General features: G+C 72.6%; 10 protein-coding genes. All 10 read left to right on the forward strand.

Annotation, left to right across the window (positions count from 1 at the left end; genetic code table 11):
* Positions 1-14: 14 nt before the first annotated feature.
* The 10 genes from IF47_RS0105715 to IF47_RS0105760 all read left to right on the forward strand — a co-directional run bounded on the left by IF47_RS0105715 (position 15) and on the right by IF47_RS0105760 (position 18,348).
* Positions 15-3,485: a non-ribosomal peptide synthetase gene (locus IF47_RS0105715; protein ID WP_051717064.1), complete on the forward strand. Its 3,471-nt coding sequence runs from the start codon at positions 15-17 to the stop codon at positions 3,483-3,485.
* A gap of 3 nt (positions 3,486-3,488) precedes the next feature.
* Positions 3,489-6,149, forward strand: a complete 2,661-nt coding sequence (locus IF47_RS0105720) for a condensation domain-containing protein (RefSeq protein WP_031507128.1) — start codon at positions 3,489-3,491, stop codon at positions 6,147-6,149.
* 93 nt (positions 6,150-6,242) lie between these two features.
* Entirely contained in the window at positions 6,243-9,014 is a 2,772-nt protein-coding gene (gene uvrA / locus IF47_RS0105725) for an excinuclease ABC subunit UvrA (protein ID WP_051717066.1), read from the forward strand.
* Between the two features lie 83 nt (positions 9,015-9,097).
* Positions 9,098-10,648 (forward strand): amino acid adenylation domain-containing protein, encoded by a 1,551-nt coding sequence (locus tag IF47_RS0105730; protein WP_051717068.1) that lies wholly within the window; start codon positions 9,098-9,100, stop codon positions 10,646-10,648.
* 135 nt (positions 10,649-10,783) lie between these two features.
* Positions 10,784-11,941 (forward strand): hypothetical protein, encoded by a 1,158-nt coding sequence (locus IF47_RS0105735; protein ID WP_031507131.1) that lies wholly within the window; start codon positions 10,784-10,786, stop codon positions 11,939-11,941.
* A 22-nt stretch (positions 11,942-11,963) separates the two neighbouring features.
* Complete coding sequence (locus IF47_RS0105740) at positions 11,964-13,265, forward strand: nucleotide sugar dehydrogenase (RefSeq protein ID WP_031507133.1); 1,302 nt, start codon at positions 11,964-11,966, stop codon at positions 13,263-13,265.
* Positions 13,258-14,238: an NAD-dependent epimerase/dehydratase family protein gene (locus IF47_RS0105745; protein WP_037731995.1), complete on the forward strand. Its 981-nt coding sequence runs from the start codon at positions 13,258-13,260 to the stop codon at positions 14,236-14,238. Before IF47_RS0105740 ends, IF47_RS0105745 begins: the two co-directional genes overlap by 8 nt.
* Positions 14,235-15,341 (forward strand): glycosyltransferase family 4 protein, encoded by a 1,107-nt coding sequence (locus IF47_RS28565; protein WP_051717070.1) that lies wholly within the window; start codon positions 14,235-14,237, stop codon positions 15,339-15,341. The genes IF47_RS0105745 and IF47_RS28565 overlap by 4 nt, the downstream gene beginning before the upstream one ends.
* Complete coding sequence (locus IF47_RS0105755) at positions 15,341-16,492, forward strand: DegT/DnrJ/EryC1/StrS family aminotransferase (protein ID WP_037731997.1); 1,152 nt, start codon at positions 15,341-15,343, stop codon at positions 16,490-16,492. Before IF47_RS28565 ends, IF47_RS0105755 begins: the two co-directional genes overlap by 1 nt.
* Positions 16,489-18,348 (forward strand): beta-galactosidase trimerization domain-containing protein, encoded by a 1,860-nt coding sequence (locus IF47_RS0105760; RefSeq protein ID WP_031507139.1) that lies wholly within the window; start codon positions 16,489-16,491, stop codon positions 18,346-18,348. Before IF47_RS0105755 ends, IF47_RS0105760 begins: the two co-directional genes overlap by 4 nt.
* Positions 18,349-18,353: the final 5 nt, after the last annotated feature.

Below are 18,353 nucleotides of genomic sequence, written 5' to 3' on the forward strand. Positions count from 1 at the left end.
GGAGTGCAGCGGTCATGTCGCTGATCGACTTGTTGACGCGCCTGCGCGAGCAGGACATCCGGCTGCGGCTGGAGGACGGGGCGCTGCGCTACAGCGCCCCGGAGCACGGGTTGGCCGAGGAGCTGCGCGCGGAACTCGTCGCCCGCAAGGAGGAGCTGATCGCCTTCCTGGCGGGCGGTGCGGCCGCCTCCGGGATCCCCGCCCGCCGGCACGACGGCCCGCTGCCGCTGGCCCCGGTCCAGGAGCGGCTGTGGCTCCTGGACCGGATGGAGCCGGGGAACCCGGCGTACAACATGCCCGCGGCCGTGCGGCTGACCGGCGCGTTGGACGTCGCGCTGCTGGAGCGGGCGGTCAACGAGATCGTGGCCCGGCACGAGGTGCTGCGCACCCGGTTCACGGCGCCCGGCGGGCAGCCCGTGCAGGAGGTGCTGCCGTCCCTGCACGTCCCGCTGGTCGTGCGCGACCTGCGGGAGGTGCCCGACGGCGAGCGGGAGGAGGAGGCGCTCCGCCGGTGCGAGGAGGAGGCGCTGAAGCCGTTCGACCTGGAGCGGGACACGCTGCTGCGCACCACCTTGCTGCGGACCGGGGACACCGAGCACATCCTGCTGCTCACCTTGCACCACATCGTCGCGGACGGCTGGTCGGTGACCCTGCTCGCCCGTGAACTGGCGGCGCTCTACACGGCGTTCGCCACGGGCGCCCCCTCTCCTCTGCCGGAACTCCCCATCCAGTACGGCGACTTCGCCGCATGGCACGCCGAGTGGGTGGAGAGCGAGGAGTGCGCCCGGCAGCTCGCCCACTGGCGGGAGCGGCTCGGTGGCGAGCTGCCCGACCTGGACCTGCCGCTCGACGCGGTCCGGCCGGCCGTGCGGACCTTCCGCGCCGAGCGCGTGGAGCGGCGACTGGCGCCGGAGACGGTCGCGGGGCTGAAGCGGCTCGGTCAGGAGACCGACGCGACCCTGTACATGGTCATGCTGGCGGCGTTCGGCGTGCTGCTGCACCGGCAGTCCGGGCAGGACGACCTGATCGTCGGCATCCCGGAGGCGGGCCGCAACCGCTCCGAGATCGAGCCGCTGATCGGGTTCTTCGTCAACACCCTCGCCCTGCGCGCCGACTTCTCCGGCGACCCGGACTTCCGGACCCTGTTGGGCCGGGTCCGGGACGCCGCGTACGACGCGTACGCCCACCGCGACGTGCCCTTCGAGAAGGTCCTCGCCGACCTGCAGCCCACGCGCCGGCTGGACCGCACCCCGATCTTCCAGGTCTTCTTCAACATGGTCCCGTTCGCCGGACAGCGTCTGGACCTCCCGGACCTGGACGCGGAGTTCCTGCGCGTCCCGGACGGCGGCGCCAAGTTCGACCTCACCGTGTACGTGAGCGTCGACGGCGGCGAACTGGCGCTCGTCTACAACGCGGACCTGTTCGGCGCGGCCCGTGCGGAGGAGTTGCTCGGGCAGTACGTCCGACTGCTGACCTCCGTCGCCGAGGACCCCGGCCTGCCCGTGTCGCGCTACGACCTGGTCACCGAGCGGGCGAGCGCGGTCCTCGTCGACCCGGTGCGCCCGCTGCCCGCCGAGTGGACCGGAAGCGTCGCCGAGGCGTTCGCCCGGCAGGCCCGGCGGGTTCCGGACGCGATCGCCGTCCAGGAGCCCGACGCCGCGTGGACCTACCGGGAACTCGCCGACCGGGCGCACCGGTTGGCGCACCGGCTGCGGGCCGACGGTGTCGGCTCCGGCGAGGTGGTCGCGCTGTACGGGCCGCGCGGCGCCGAACTCGTCTGCGCGATGCTCGCCGTGCTGAGCGCCGGCGCGGCCTTCCTCGTCCTGGACCCGTCCGAGCCCGCGGCCCGGCTCGCCGAGCAGGTCCGCCGGGCCGCTCCGCGCGGCTGGATCCGCGTCGGGGGCGCCGAGGCGCCCGACGAGCTGGCCGCGGCGGTGCGGGACACGGTGGTGAGCGAGCCGGTGCCGCCGGGGCGGGACGAGCCGGCGCAGCCGCCCGTCGAGGCTCCCGAGGTGTCCGTCGGCCCGGACGACCTGGCGTACATCGGCTTCACCTCGGGCTCCACCGGGCAGCCCAAGGGCGTGCTCGGCCCGCACGGCCCGCTGAGTCACTTCGTGGCCTGGTACCGGGACGCGTACGGGCTCACCGAGGCCGACCGGTTCGCGCTGCTGTCGGCCCCCGGCCACGACCCGATGCTGCGCGACGTCCTCACGCCGCTGACCCTGGGAGCCACCCTCTGCGTCCCCGACTACGAGACGCTGCCCGGGCGGCTGGCCGACTGGCTCGCCGACCGGCGGATCACGGTGGCCAACGTGACGCCCGCGACCCTGGAGTTCCTGCTGGCCGGGGCGTACGACGGGGGCGACGACGGGCGGGAGCCGACCGTCGATTCGCTGCGCTGTCTGTTCTTCGGCGGCGACCGGCTGCTGCGGCGCCACGTGGAGCTGGCCCGCCGGCTCGCGCCGGGCGTCACCTGCGTCAACTTCTACGGGGCGACCGAGACGCCGCAGGCGGTGAGCGCCCACACGGTGCCGGACGGGGAGCCGCCGGCCGAGATACCGCTCGGTCCGGGCGTCGACGGTGCCCAACTGGTGCTGCTCGGCCCGGGTGGCCGCCGGGCCGGGATCGGCGAGCTCGGCGAGATCCACGTCCGCTCCCCCCACCTCGCGCTGGGCTACCTCGGGGACGAGGAGCTCACCGCCGAGCGGTTCATCGCCGGCCCGCTGACCGGGGACGCCTCCGACCGCTGGTTCAAGACCGGCGACCTCGGCCGCCACCTCCCCGACGGCACCGTCCGGTTCGCCGGCCGGGCCGACCGCCAGGTCCAGATCCGCGGCTTCCGGGTGGAGCCGGGCGAGGTGGAGGCCCGGCTGCGGGAGCACCCCTCCGTCGTGGACTGCGTCGTCACGGCGGCCGGCCGGGACGACCGGGACCGGCGGCTGGTCGCCTGGTACACCACCGCGGGCGGTGCCGCCCCGTCCGCCCGGGAACTGCGGGAGTGGCTGCGCGCGGTGCTCCCCGACCATCTGGTGCCGGCCTCCTTCGTGCGGCTCGACACGCTGCCGCGGCTCGCCAACGGCAAGGTCGACCACGCCGGGCTGCCGCAGGCCCCCGCGCCGGAGCGGGCGGAGGACGAGGAGTACGTGGCCCCCCGGACCGAGCTGGAGAAGACGCTGGCCGGGATCTGGGCGGACGTCCTGAAGGTGCCCCGGGTCGGGTTGCACGACGACTTCTTCGCGCTCGGCGGCCACTCGCTGCTCGCCACGGTCATCACCCACCGGGTGCGCGATGCGCTCGGTGTGGAGATACCGGTGCGCTCGCTGTTCGAGGCACAGAGCGTCGCGGCGCTCGCCAAGCTGATCGAACAGCAGGGCAGCGAGGTCACGGCCGATACGCCCGGCCCGATCCAGGCGGTGGCCCGCACCGAGACCGGGCTGGACGACCTGCTGTCCCGCCTCGGCGCGCTGACGGACGGGGAGGGCTGACCCGTGCGGTGGAGCGAGAAGCTCGCGGCGCTGTCCCCGGCGGACCGCAAACGGCTGGGGGACCTGGTGGAGCGCGAGGGCAGCGCCCTCGATCTCTTCCCCCTCTCCTACACCCAGGAGTGGGTGTGGTGGAACAGCAGGCTCCGGCCCACGTCCCCCATGTACCACGTGAGCGTGACCCTCCGTCTGGAGGGGACCGTGCGCATCGACGTGCTGGAGCGCACCCTGCGGGAGATCGTGTCCCGGCACGAGACGCTGCGCAGCGGCTTCCACGCCCTGGGCCGCACCGCCGTGCAGGCGGCCGACGCGGTGCCGGACGGCGAGCTGCTCGTGGTGACCGACCTGCGCCGCCTCGGGCCCGGCGAACAGACCCGCGAGGTGGAGCGGCTGGTGTCGGCCGAGCGCACGCGCCCGTTCACGCTCACCGACGGCCGGATGCTGCGGGCCCTGCTGCTCCGGCTGTCCGACGACTCCTCGCTCCTCGCCCTGACCACCCACCAACTGGTGTTCGACGACTGGTCGCTCCAGATCCTGGTGCGCGAGGTCGAAACGCTCTACGCGGCCTTCGGCGAGGGCCGGCCTTCGCCGCTGTCACCACTGCCGGTCCAGTACGCGGACTTCTCGCTGTGGCAACGGCGGTGGATGGACGAGCGCCGGATGGAGGAGGAGTTCGCGTACTGGGAGGACCGGCTGAGCGGCATCCCGGCGCTGCTCGACCTCCCGACCGACCTGCCCCGGCCGGCCGTGCGCGAGGTCCGCGGCACGGTCCACGACCTGGTCCTGGACGCGGAGCGGACCGAGGCGCTGCGGGCGCTGTGCCGCCGCACCGGCGTCACGCCGTACATGGCGCTCACGGCGGTCCTCCACCTGTGGCTGGCCCGCGCGACGGGTCAGGACAGGTTCGCCACCGGCACCCTGACCGCGTACCGCGACCGGCCCGAGACCGCGAATGTGATCGGCGACTTCAGCAACATGATCGCGATCCCGGCCGACCTCGGCGACCGGCGGATGACCTTCCACGAGCTGCTGTCGCGCACCCGGGACACCGTCCTGGAGACCCAGGAGCACGCGGACATGCCCTCCCACCGGCTCACCGGACGGCTGCGGCCCGGCCGCGAGGAGAGCCACAACCCGCTGACGCAGGTGACGCTGCTGAGCGTGCACGCGATGAACGCGCTGGCCACCGCCGACCTGGGCGGCCTGCGGCTGCGGTACGAGCGCGTGGGCGAAGCGGAGGCGTCGAGCCCGTTCGACGTCGAGGTGCGGCTGATCGAGAAGCCGGGGACGTTCACGCTGCAGTTCGTGGTCAGCCGCGGTCTGTTCGACGCCGACACGGTCCCGCTGTTGGCGGACCAGTACGGGGAGCTGCTGGACGCCGCTCTCGCGGACCCCGGTGCCGAGTTGGCCTCGCTGGCCGTTCCCCCCGTCCCCGTGCCCACCGGGCCCGTGTCCGGATCTCCGGCCGGGCCGGTCGACGAGGCGGTGCGCCGCTGGGCGGCCGAGCGGCCGGAGCGCACCGCTCTCGAGACGGACGCGGGTTCCCTCGGTTACGGCGAGCTGTGGCGGCGGGTCGAGGCGGCGGTCGAGCGGTCCGGCGGCGGCACGGAGCCGTTGACCGTGCCCGCCGACCGCGGCGAGGACACGGTCGTGGAGATCCTCGCGGCGCTCCGTGCCGGGCGCGCCCTCGACGCGAGCGCCGTCGGCCGGGACGGCGGACGGGCGGCGCGGCTGGTGCTCGAACCGGGCACGCTGGCGGAGCTGCTGCGGCTGTGGGCGGCCGGCTGCGGGGTTTCGCCGGGCTCCCGCTGCCTGCGGATGGCGCCGCCCGGCAGCGCGCTCTTCGTGGTCGAGACCCTGCTGCCGCTGTACGCGGGGGCGACCGTCTGCCAGACGCCCGGGGGCGTCGGCCCCACGGCCCCGGACCTGCCCGAGCTGCTCGCGAAGTCGGCCGTGGACGTCGCGGTGCTGCCGTCGGCGGTGCTGCCCCGGCTCGGCCGGAGCGGGGCGAAGGCGCCGGACACCGTGGTCGTCACCGGCGAGCACGGGCGGCTGCCCGCCGCGCTCGCCGGGCGGGCGGGCGGCACGGTGCTGCGCGCGGTCGGCCCCGAGGGCCTGGAGCTGTGGCCCGTACCGGTGGGACGCGACCGCGGGCGGGGCCCCGAAGTGCTGCCGGTCGCCGGCGGGTTGGCCATGTGGCCCGCCGGAGCCGACGGGACGCGCCGGCAGCCGGGCGCGGTGGGCGAACTGCGGTTGGCCGGTCCGGCGGTACCGGGCGGTGCGCTGGCCACGGGACTGCTCGCCCGGGAGACCGCGACGGGCGGGATCGAGCTGCTCGGCGCGGTGGCCGAGCAGCGGACCGTCGCCGGGTACCGGATCCGGCCGGCCGAGATCCGCTGGGTCCTGACGGGGCTCGACGACGTGGCGGACGCCGTGGTGGAGTTCGGCGCCGACGGCGGCCTGACGGCCCGCCTGGCGGTGGCCGCCCCCGACGGTGCCGCCGAGGACCGAGCGGGCTCGGCTCCGAACGCCCGCGAGCTGCTCGGGCGGGCCCGCCTGCCCGGCTACCTGCGGCCGGCGCTCGTGACGGTGGTCGACGAGTTGCCGGTCGACGAGAACGGCCGCCTGGAACGGGCGGCACCGCCGGTCCGCGGCACACGGGACTGAGCCGCCCCGGACGGGGCGCGGGAAGGACGGGCCCCGGACACGGGCCCGGGGAACAGGGGCCCGGACACGGGTTCGAGAAAGACGGTGAATGCGATGGGCAGAGACGACAACGGCACCAAAGACGCGGCCGGACGCGATCCGCGCGACTGGATCGTGCTCAAGGGCGTCAGGGAACACAACCTGCGGGTGTCGGAGTTGGCCGTGCCGCGGCACGGCGTGACGGTGTTCACCGGAGTCTCCGGCAGCGGGAAGTCCTCACTGGCCTTCGACACCATCTACGCGGAGGGCTACCGGCAGTACCTGGACAGCCTGTCGGCGTACGTGCGGCGCAAGCTGCCCAAGGTGCCCAAGCCGGCCGCCGACTGGGTCAGCGGCCTGAGCCCCACCGTGGCGATCGAACAGCGGACCATCAGCCGCAACCCCCGTTCCAACGTCGGCACCATCACGGAGATCTCCGACCGGATCAGGCTGCTGTTCGCCCGCGCGGGTCGGCACGAGTGCCGGAACTGCGGGCAGGAGGTGCGTCCGCGGGACATCGCCGAGCACCTCGACGCGCTGGTCCCGGCCGCCGCCGACCGGCCGGTGGTCCTGGTGGCCGAGGCGGGCGGCACGGACACGTCCCGTGAGATGGTCCTGGGCCCCGCTCCGGACGCCGAGCAGGTGGCGCGCGCCCGGAGGTTCGTCGAGGCCGCCCACCGTGCCGGGAGCGTCCCGGTCGCCCGGCTCGACGGCACCGTGATCCGCCATCTCGCGGCGGACTGGGTCTGCCCCGACTGCGGCGCCGAGGCGCGGGCGACCTCCTCGCACTGGTTCACGCCCAACTCCCCCGCCGGCATGTGCGAGACGTGCCAGGGGCTCGGTTTCACCTACCGGGTGGACCCGGCGCTGCTCGTCGGGGACGAGAACGAGTCGGTGCGTTCCGGCGCGCTCACTTTCTTCGGCGACCGCCGGCGCAGCAAGAAGACCTGGTGGCCGCTGCGCGAGCTGCCCACGGTGCTGGAACTCGCGGGCGCCGGCCTGGACACCGCGTGGCGGCTCCTGCCGCCGGGGGTGCGGGAGGTGATCCTGTTCGGCAGTACCCGGGAGCCGCTGCCGGACGCGCTGGCGCGGGCCCTGGCGGAGAAGCCCTTCGACGGCCTGGTCCAGCACTTGGAGAGGCTGTTCCGGGAGGCGGACTCACCGGAGCGCAAGTCGTTCTACCAGATGTTCATGTCGGCCCGCGGCTGCACGGACTGCGGGGGGACGCGGCACCATCCGGAGGCCCTGGCCGTCCGGCTCGGCGGCCTGAACATCGCCGAGGTGAACGCCCTCCCGGTGTCCCGCCTGACGGGCTGGATCGGGGACGTGCGGGCGGAGCTGTCCGGGACGTTCCTCTCCGAACTCGCCGAGGAGCTGCTGGAGCAGGTCAGGGTCCGGGCGGAGTTCATGCTCGAGGTCGGTCTGCACTACCTCTCCCTCGACCGGTCCGCGCCCACCCTCTCGGCCGGCGAGGGCCAACGACTGCGGCTGGCCCGGCAGCTCGGGTGCGGGTTGGTGGGCGTGACGTACGTCCTGGACGAGCCGTCCATCGGCCTGCACGCCCGCGACAACGGGAGGCTGATCGGGATGCTGCGCAGGCTCGCGGACGCCGGGAACACCGTGCTGGTCGTCGAGCACGACCAGGAGACGATGGAGGCGGCGGACCATCTGGTCGACCTCGGGCCGGGGGCGGGCACCCGGGGCGGGCTGGTGATCGCGGCGGGACCGACCGCCGAGGTGATCGCGCATCCGGAGTCCAGGACCGCGGCCTACCTGCGGGGCGAGCTGGTGGTCGCCTCGCCCCGGGCCGAGCGCCGCAGGCCGGACGGCCGCTGGCTCACCGTGCGGGGCGCCCGGTTGCACAACCTGCGCCGGGCGGACGCGGCGGTGCCCGTCGGACTGCTCACCTGTGTGACCGGGGTCAGCGGCAGCGGAAAGAGCTCGCTCGTCACCCGGACGCTGGAGCCCGCGGTGTCGCAGGCCCTCGCCCATCGGCGGGCGCCCGCCGGCCCGTTCGACGAACTGACGGGCTGGGAGCAGTTCAGCCGGGTGGTGACCGTCACCCAGGAGTCCATCGGCGCGTCGTCCCGCTCCACCCCGGCGACGTACCTGGGGATCTTCGACGAGATCCGCAAGTTGTTCGCCAGGACCGAGGAGGCGGTGCGCCGCCGTTACTCGACGGCGATGTTCAGCTTCAACACCGAGAGGGGCGGCCGCTGTGACCGGTGCGCGGGCAAGGGGGTCGTCCGGATCGAGATGCTCTTCCTGGCCGACTTCTCGGTGCGCTGCCCGTCGTGCGACGGGCGGCGCTACTCGCCGCGGGTGCTGGAAGTGACCTGCCGTGGCCTCGACATCGCCCAGACCCTGGACCTGGAGGTCGCGGAGGCGCTGGAACTGTACGGAGACGTCCCCGCGGTGGCCGATCCGCTGCGGATGCTCCGCCGGGTCGGCCTCGGCTACCTGAAGCTGGGCCAGGACACCACCACGCTGAGCGGCGGGGAGGCCCAGCGGCTCAAGCTGTCCCGCGAACTGCTGCGGCGCGGCGAGGGCCGGACGCTCTACCTGATCGACGAGCCGACGACCGGGCTGCACTTCAGTGACGTGCAGGTTCTGCTGGACGTGGTCCACGACCTGGTGGACCTGGGCAACACCGTCGTGGTGATCGAGCACAGCGTCGAGTTCGCGGCGGCCTGCGACTGGATCGTCGACCTGGGTCCGGGCGGCGGCGAGGACGGCGGCGAGGTGGTCACCGCGGGCCCGCCCGAGGAGGTCGCCGTCCATCCCGAGAGCGCCATCGCGCCTTATCTGGAACGCCACTTGCGACAGGTCGCACGGCACACGGCGTGACGGCGCGCGCGACCGCGGGACGCGCGGAGCGCACGCGCGGGACGAGGTCCCGCGCCCCAGGGGAAACCGAGGAGGACTGAGACATGGTGGACAGGAACACGGTGCCGGCGCGGAGCGGTGGCGAGGCCGCCGACTTCGTCACCGCGTTCGAGCGCTGGGCGGCCCGTCAGCCGGGGAGTCCCGCGGTCACCGGCGAGAACAGGACCTGGACCTACGGGGAGCTGAACTCGGCGGCAGACCGGGTGGCCGGACAACTGCGGGCCCTCGGCGTCGGCCGGGAGAGCCGGGTCGCGGTGCTCGCCGGGCGCACGCCGGAGATGCTGTCGGCGCTGCTGGGGATCCTCAAGGCCGGTGGCGCGTACGTGCCGCTGGACCCCGCGTACCCCCACGCGCGGCTCGCCTACATGCTGGAGGACTCCGGCGCCGCGGCGGTGCTGGCCGAACGGCGGCACGCGGGCACACTCGCCCACGGCGTCCGGGAGCTGGTCCTGGAGGAACTGACGGCTCCGGGAGCGGAGGTCTCCACGCCCGCCGCGGAGGAGGTCCTGGACGGCCAACTGGCGTACGTGATCTACACTTCCGGCTCGACGGGCCGCCCCAAGGGCGTGTTGGTGTCCCGCGCGACGGCGACGGAGTTCGTGTCCGCGATGACCGCGCTGCTCGGCCCGGTGGCCGGGGGCACCATGGTCGCCACCTGCCCGACCTCGTTCGACCTCTCGGTCTGCGACATCTTCGTACCGCTGTGCTCCGGCGGCCACGTGATGCTGGCGCCCGACGTCTTCGCGTTGTGCGAGAAGGACTCCTGGGTCCGTGGCGACTCCGTGTGCGCGGTTCCGTCGGCACTGGCGCAGGTGGTCGCCCTGGGCGGTCCGCCGCCGGGGGTCACCTCGGTGCTCGCCGGCGGCGAGGCGATGCCGATCGGGTTGCTGCGCGACCTGCACAAGGCCGGCGTCACCAGGGTCTTCAACGTCTACGGCCCGACCGAGACCACCGTCTGCGCCACGGCCGTCCTCCTCGACCCGGACGACGAGGCGGTGTCGATCGGCCTGCCGCTCCACGCCGTCCGCACCTATGTGCTGGACGAGCGGCTGCGACCGGTACCGGACGGCACCCCGGGCGAACTGTTCATCGGCGGGGCCCAGGTGACCAGGGGCTACCACGGCCGTCCGGGGCTCACCGCGGAGAGGTTCCTGCCCGACCCCTTCGACCCCCGTCCCGGCGCGCGCATGTATCGCACCGGCGACCGGGTGTCCCGACGGCCGTCCAGCGGACTGCTGGACTACCACGGACGTCTCGACTCCCAGGTGAAGTTGCGCGGTTTCCGTATCGAACCAGGAGAAATCGAGAATGTCTTGACATCTCACCCTGGCGTCGTGCATGCTGCCGCCGTAGTACGAGACGATCTTCCGGGTGGTCCCCGGCTGGTGGCCTACACCACGCCCGCCGGCCCCTCGGCCCCGACCCAGGAGGAGCTCCGGGCCCACCTGCGCAGCCGCCTCCCGGAGCACATGGTGCCGAGCCAGTTCGTCACGATGGACGCCCTTCCGCTCACCCCGATCGGCAAACTCGACCGCAGCGCGCTGCCCGCACCGGCCCGCCGCCGCTCCCGGACCGAAGTTCTGCAGAAGAACTGACGTCGTCCAATTTCCCGCCCGCCCAACGAGCCACTCTTTCCCCCTTGTAGACCGGCCTGAACACGATAGGATCTCCCTCGGAATTCCGAGGTCGCAGAAATTTTTGTTCAGGTGACCATTGGAGGTTGAATACCGGTGCGTCTTCTGGCAACCGAGCGCGACCATTTCGAGGATCGCCTGAGGGAGATTTTCGGGGCCAGGGTCTCCCCCGTCGAGGAGTCCTTCGAGGCCATCCAGAATTACAAGGACGGTTCGTTCGCCATGGGCCACGTCGGCCTGATGCTCTACGCGAACGGATACAACCTCCGCGGCGCCAGCAGCAAGTACCCGAACGGGCTCGTCTACAACGACGGCACCAACCTCTTCGGGGTCGGGTACTTCAGCAAGGAGGGCCATGTGGCCAAACACCTCCACATCGTCGCCCCCAAAGGCCCCGGGCGGGTCGAGGCGGTACGCGGGTTCATCGCCGAGGCGCGGAAGGCCGGGCTGGCGAGGACGTCCGTCTACGTGCGGCACCTCTCGCCCGAGGACCGGGAGCGGTTCCTCGCCGCCGGCTTCTCCGGGATCGAGACCGACCCCTGGCACCTGGGCGCCCCGGAGGAGGACGAGACCTACCCGAACCGGGTCTACCACCTGGAGGAGATCCTCCACGAGCAGCCCGACGGCACCCTGCGGATAGCCAACCTGACCGGCGAGGAGCGCAAACGGTACAGGAGCAAGAACCGCCTCGCCCACCGCCGGTTCGAGAACTTCCTGGACCGCAATCCGCACCTGAAGTTCGTGATCGAGCCCTACGGCTACACGGAGCCGGAGCAGGAACTGGCGCGAAGCGTCGTGGAAGGCTACTTCGAGGCGCGCCGGGAACAGGGCACGGTGGTCGGCTCGACCCCCGAGGACTACTACGCCATCGTCCGTCAGCGGCCGGGCGGGACGAACGAGCACGACTATTTCTCCTACCTGGGGAAAATCATCACGGACGACGGCGACGTACACCCCGCCATGTTCTTCGCCGGCGAGCGGGTGAGCGATCGCAGAGCCGCCCTGTACTGCACGATGACGATGCGGTTCCCGGATCGTCTCGTCGGCCTTTTCAAGGACCCCACCGGATTCACCGCCATTCCCCAGTACGCCTGGCTCAGCGTATTCAAGCTGATGTGGCGGCAGGGAATCCGGGAAGTAGACGCGGGCGGTTCCGAGGTCAAGGGACTCGACGACCAGAAACGCCAGCTCGGCGGACGGCCGGAAAAGACCTACTGGGTCGTCGGGGACCCGGATCAGGTTTCTGCACTCTAAACTCCCACCGCTAGGGGAACTGATGAAATCGAGCACTTCCTACGAGGACTACGACGTCTGCGTCGTGGGGCTCGGGTACGTCGGCATCACACTCACCGCCGCCCTGCTGTCCACCGGGCAGCGGGTGCTCGGCTACGAGTACAACAAGGCGGTAGCCGAGGACCTGGCGGCGGGCATCCTCCAGCTCTCCGAGCCGGGTGTGGAGGAGATCGTCCGCGAGTCGGTCGGGGACCGGCTCCACGTGACGCACGAACTGCGGGGCGAGAAGCTGCCGCCGACGGTCATCATCTGCGTCGGCACCCCGCTCGGCCCCGAGAGCCAGGAGCCCGACCTCGGCCACCTCCGGGCCGCGGTCGAGACGATCGCCGAGGGTGTCGACGAGCGGACCCTGGTGATCGTGCGCAGCACGGTGCCCGTGGGCACCACGCGCAACCTGGTCCTGCCGATCCTGCGACAGAAGGGCGCCGAGCCGCTGCTCGCCTTCTGCCCGGAACGGACCATCCAGGGCAAGGCGCTGGCCGAGCTGCTCTCGCTGCCGCAGATCGTCGGCGGTCTGACCGACGAGGCGGTGCGGCGGGCATCGGAGCTGTTCGCGACCCAGACGCCCAAGGTCGTGCCGGTCTCCTCTCTCGAAACGGCCGAGCTGATCAAGCTGGTGTGCAACTGCCACACCGACCTGATCTACGGCTTCGGCAACGAAGTCGCCCTGATGGCCGAGAAGTTGAGCCTGGACGCGCACGAGGTCATCACCAGCGCCAACCTCGACTACCCGCGCCCCGACCTCAGCATGCCCGGGCTCGTCGGCGGGAGCTGCCTCACCAAGGACCCGTACCTGCTGATGCACTCGCTCAAGCCGTACGACCACACTCCCCGGATGGTCGCGGCGGCACGCTCGCTCAACGAGTCCCTGCCGCGCCGGATCGGCGAACGCGTGCTGGCGGCGCTGTGGGAGCGGGGCTGCGACCCGGCCGACGCGCGGATCCTGATCTCCGGCTTCGCCTACAAGGGACAGCCCGAGACGGACGACCTGCGCGGAGCGCCGTACGAGGCGCTGCTGGAGCTGCTCCAGGGCCGGGTGGGCGAGATCGTCGCACACGACTTCGTGGTGCCCTCCGCGCGGATCGCCGCCCTCGGCCTCCGCACGGTCGACATCGAGGAGGGCTTCACCGACGCGCACGCCGCGATCGTCCTCAACAACCACCTGTCCTACCGGGACCTGGACATCGACGCCCTGACAGCCCGGATGCGGCCACCGGCGGTCGTGTACGACACCTGGCGCATCCTTCCCCCCGCCACGAACGTGATGAGGCTCGGTCATGCGTAAGAAGGTCCTGATCACCGGCGGCGCCGGCTTCATCGGCATGCACCTGGCTCGGCGGCTCGCCGACGAGCACGACGTCACCCTGCTCGACGACTTCAGCCGGGGCCGCAGCGACGCGGAACTGGACGAGCTGCGCCGGCGGGTCTCCGTCATCACCCACGACCTGACCCTGCCGCTCCCCGAGGACGTGCCCCGCGACTTCGACGAGGTCTACCACCTCGCCGCCGTGGTGGGCGTCGTGTACTCCAACGAGGAACCGCAGCGGGTGCTGCGCACCAACCTGCTCTCCACGATCCACCTGCTGGACTGGTTCCGCGAACTGGACGGCGCGACCCTGTGCTTCGCCTCCTCCAGCGAGGCGTACGCCGGCAGCGTCGCCGCCGGCGTGGCGCCCGTGCCGACCCCCGAGGACGTCCGGCTCGTCGTCTCGGATCCGACCGTGGCGCGTTCCTCGTACGGCTTCAGCAAGATCGCCGGCGAGCTGCTGTGCCGCAACTACGCACGGGCGTACGGGTTTCCCGTGCGCATGGTGCGGTTCCACAACGTCTACGGCCCCCGCATGGGCTACGAGCATGTGATACCGCAGTTCATCGAGCGGCTGCTGAGCGGCAACGATCCCTTCGAGATCCACGGCGCGGACCAGTACCGGGCGTTCTGCTACGTGTCCGACGCGGTCGAGGCGATCATCCGGCTGACGGAGCTGCCCACCAAGGAGACGCTGCTGGTCAACGTCGGCAACGACCGCGAGGAGACCCTGATCGAGGACCTCGCCCGGGTGGTCTTCGACACCGTCGGCCGCCACCCCGGACTGGACATCCGTCCCGCACCGCCGCTCTCCCCAGAGCGCCGCGTGCCGGACGTCTCCCTGCTGCGCGAGCTGACCGGCTACGAACCCCGGGTGGGGCTGCGCGAGGGCGTACGGCGCACCTACGAGTGGTACGCCCGCGCCCGGGCCGACCGTGAGGCGGACACATGAGCGGGAAACGGCTGCGCATCGTCCACCGCGGATACTTCCCGGCCCGTGCCGGAGCCGAGCTGATGGCCCAGTACCTGGCCGAGTCCATGCGGCGCCGCGGTCACACCGTCGGCCTCTACTCCAGCGAGATGGACGAGGAGTCCGCCCGCTGGATGCGTGCGGCCGGAGTGACGGTCGAGACGCTGCCGGACTCGCCCCCGCCCGGGGATCGGCCGGACATCGTCCACGCCGTGGACTCGGTCGATCCCGACTACCCGCGGGCCGCGCTACGGCTGGCCCGCGAGTGGGGGGTGCCGCTCGCCTTCACTCCGGCCTCGGCTCCCGACGTGTGGAAGGACCGGGCCGCGGTGCTGGACGTGTGCCGGCAGGCCGACGCGGTCTTCGTCCTGACCGAGGCCGAGCGGCGCATGCTGCTCGGCGAGGGGGTGGACGAGGCCGCGTTGCACATCATCGGCCAGGGGGCCCACCTGGCCTCCGGCCAGAACCCGCGGCGGTTCCGCGAGACCCACGGGATCACCGGCCCGGTGGTGCTCTTCCTGGGACGGAAGATGCGCTCCAAGGGCTACGCGCTCCTCCTGGAAGCGGCGCGGACGGTGTGGCGGCGCCACCCGGACGCCCACTTCGTCTTCATCGGACCGCGCTGGGACGAGGACTGCGAGGAGCTGTTCTCCCGGCATGCCGACCCGAGGATCGTCGAGCTCGGGATGGTCGACGAGGCGGAGAAGGCCGATGCGCTGGCCGCCTGCGACGTCTTCTGCCTCCCGTCCACGGTGGACGTCTTCCCGCTGGTCTACGTCGAGGCGTGGACCAGCGGGAAGCCGGTCGTCGGCTCGACGTTCATGGGCGGTGCCGAGGTGGTCCGCCACGGTGTGGACGGTCTGATCGCCGAACCGCGGGCGGAGGCGGTGGCCGACGCGGTCGCCAGGCTGCTCGACGACCGCGAGCTGGCGGCGACGCTGGGCGCGGAAGGCCGCGCCCGGGCCGAACGGGAGTTCGGCTGGGATGTCGTGGCCGACCGGATCGACGCGGTGTACACGACCCTGACAGCCCCGTCCGGCTCGGACCGGGCGGACCTGCCCAGGGCATCCGTAGAGGGGGATTGATGGCCGACTGGAAGGTGTCCCTGTACCGGCCGCGGGTCGGCGCCGCCGAGGCGGAGGCCGTGGCGGAGGTGATCCGGTCCGGCTGGCTGTCCAACGGACCGGTCACCCGCAGGTTCGAGGAGGAGTTCGCCGCCGCGGCCGGAGTCGAGGACAGCGTCGCGGTCAGCAACGGCACGGCCGCCCTGCACCTCGCCTTCCTGGCACTGGGCGTGGGGCCCGGGGACGAGGTGGTCCTGCCGTCCTTGAGTTTCGTCTCGGCGGCGGCCGTGGTCACGCTCTGCGGGGCCACTCCCGTTTTCGCCGACGTGTCCGGACCGCACGACCTCGGGGTCTCCCCCTCCGATGTCGCGGCCCGCGTCACCGACCGGACCCGCGCGATCGTCGCCATGCACTACGGCGGCCACGCGGCCGACCTGCCGGCCCTGGCCGAGCTGGCCCGGCGGCACGGCGTGGCGCTCGTGGAGGATTCCGCGCACGCTCCGGCCACCATGTCCGAACACGGCGTGCTCGGCACCGTGGGCGACATCGGCTGCTACAGCTTCTTCGCCACCAAGAACCTGGCCATGGGCGAGGGCGGCGCGGTCGTCGCCCGGGACGCGCGGCTCCGCGAGCGCATCCGGCGGCTGCGCTCGCACGCGCTCAGCGTCAGCGCCCAGGAGCGCCACCGGGGCGGTCCCTCGGTCTACGACGTCGACTCCTTCGGCCTCAATTACCGCCCCACCGAGGTCGGCAGCGCCATCGGCCTCGTCCAGTTGCGGGACCTGCCGGACCGCCAGCGGCGCCGCCAGGAGATCGTCGCCCGGTACCGGCACGAACTGGCCGACCTGCCCGGCCTGCTCCTCCCCTACGCCGGCCGCGCCGTGGAACACGGCGCGCACCATCTCTTCGCGGTCCTGCTGCCCCCGGGAACGCCGCGTCCGCGGCTCCAGGAGCGGCTGGCGGCGGCCGGCGTCCAGACCGGGGTGCACTACCCGCCGAGCCACCTCTTCACCGCCTACCGGGAGCGGTTCGGCTGCCGCGAGGGACAGCTTCCGGTGACCGAGGACGTGATGGAGCGCCAGTTGTCCCTGCCGCTCTACTCCGAGCTGACGGACGACGACGTGCGACTGGTCGCGACGGAGTTCCGCGACGCCCTGCGGGAGGTGGCGTGAACGCCCCGGCGGTGTGCTACACGTTCGAGGACGGCGGGCTGCTCCGCGACGGAGAGCCGTTCTTCGGCGTCGGCTTCAACTACCACCCCTCCCCCACCGGCTGCCGCTACTGGCGGGAGTGGGACGCGCGGCGCCTCGACGCCGACTTCGCCAGGATGGCCGAACTCGGCTTCAACACGGTGCGCTTCTTCGTCTTCTGGGCCGACTTCGAGCCGACCCCGGGCGCGTACGACCCGGTGATGACCGAGCGGCTGCGCGAGTTCGTCGCCACCGCCACCCGGCACGGGCTCGCCTGCCTCCCGTCGCTGCTCACGATCTGGATGAACGGCCAGCGCTTCGACCCGCCCTGGCGGGCCGGACGGGACCTGTGGCACGACCGGTACATGGTCGAGCGCGAGCTGGCCTTCGTACGGCACATCGCCACGGCCCTGCGCGACGCCGGGGACGTGCTGGCATACGACCTCGGGGACGAGGTCATCCACGTGGACGGGGCCCGCTCCGCCGCGCTGGGCCCCGACGAGGTGCGGCGGTGGTGGGGCGCGCTGGCGGAGGCGATCCGCGAGGCCCATCCCGGCGCGCTGGTGCTCCAGGCCAACGAGGCGTCCGCGGTCGTCGGGGAGCACAACTTCCGCCCCGAGCACTCCGAACCGCTGGACCTGGTCGGGCTGCACGGCTTCCCGGTGTGGACACCGTTCCACATGGAGTCCGTCGCCTCCTTCAAGTCGACCGGCTTCGTGCCGTACCTGGTGCGCCGGGGGGTCCCCCACACCGCCGTGCTCGTGGACGAACTGGGCAGTTACGGCTGCGGCGAGACCACCGCGCGGGATTACCTGCGGGCCGCCACGCACAGCGCTCTTGCGGCCGGAGCGTGCGGGGTGATCGTCTGGTGCTGGCAGGACTTCTCCACGGAGGAGAAGCCGTACGCGCTGCGTCCCAACGAGCGGACGGTGGGCCTGCTGCGGGCCGACGGCAGGCCGAAGCCCGCCATGGACGAGTTCCGGGAGTTCGCGCGGCGGGCGACCGGGGAACTCGCCGGTTTCCGGCCGCTTCCCGCACCGGTCGGCGTGCACCTGATCCACCGGCGCGAGGAGGGCGACGCCGGGTACCTCGCCTCCACCGGCTCCGACGCGGCGGCCGGCTTCTACGCCCACCTGCTGCTGCGGAGCACCCACCTGCCCTACGAGTTCACCCACGGCGAGCTCGATCCGGACCGCCACCGCATGGTGATCTGCCCGTCGGTGCGCCACATCACCCTCGCCGACCAGCAGCGGCTCGCCTCGTACGTGGAGCGGGGCGGAGTGCTGCTGTACACCAGCGGCGACCTGCTGCACGGCTTCGGCGGCGAGGAGCTGTTCGGCGTCCGCATCGCCGACTTCACCCTGCGCGCCGCCGACCTCGGCGAGTTCCACCGGGAGGGGGTGCGCTACCCGCTCGCCTGGGACCCCGGCCAATTGCCCGTGCTGGAGGCCACCACGGCCAAGACCCTCGCCACGTTTCCCTGCGGAGCCCCCGCGCTCACCCGCAACGAGTACGGCAGGGGCGCGGCGTACTACCTGGGCGCTCCACTGGAGCACCAGTTGAACGCGCCGTACCGGCTGGACGAAGCCCCCTGGCACCGGCTCTACGCCTCGATCGCCGCGGCCGAGGGCATCGTCCCGGAGGTCTCCGCCGACTCCCCCGACGTCGAGGTCACCGTGCTGGGCCGCGGTCCGCGAAGGTGCGCCCTCGTCGTCAACCACGCGCCGTCCCCGGTCGTGACGACGCTGCGCCGCGCGGCGACGGCGACCGCCCCCGAGCACGCCGAGCGGCTCGAACTCGCCGCCAAGGCGGTGCACACCGTCATCTGGACCGACTGACCCGG

It is taken from the genome of Streptomyces megasporus, assembly GCF_000718985.1.
Classification (GTDB): Bacteria; Actinomycetota; Actinomycetes; order Streptomycetales; family Streptomycetaceae; genus Streptomyces; species Streptomyces megasporus.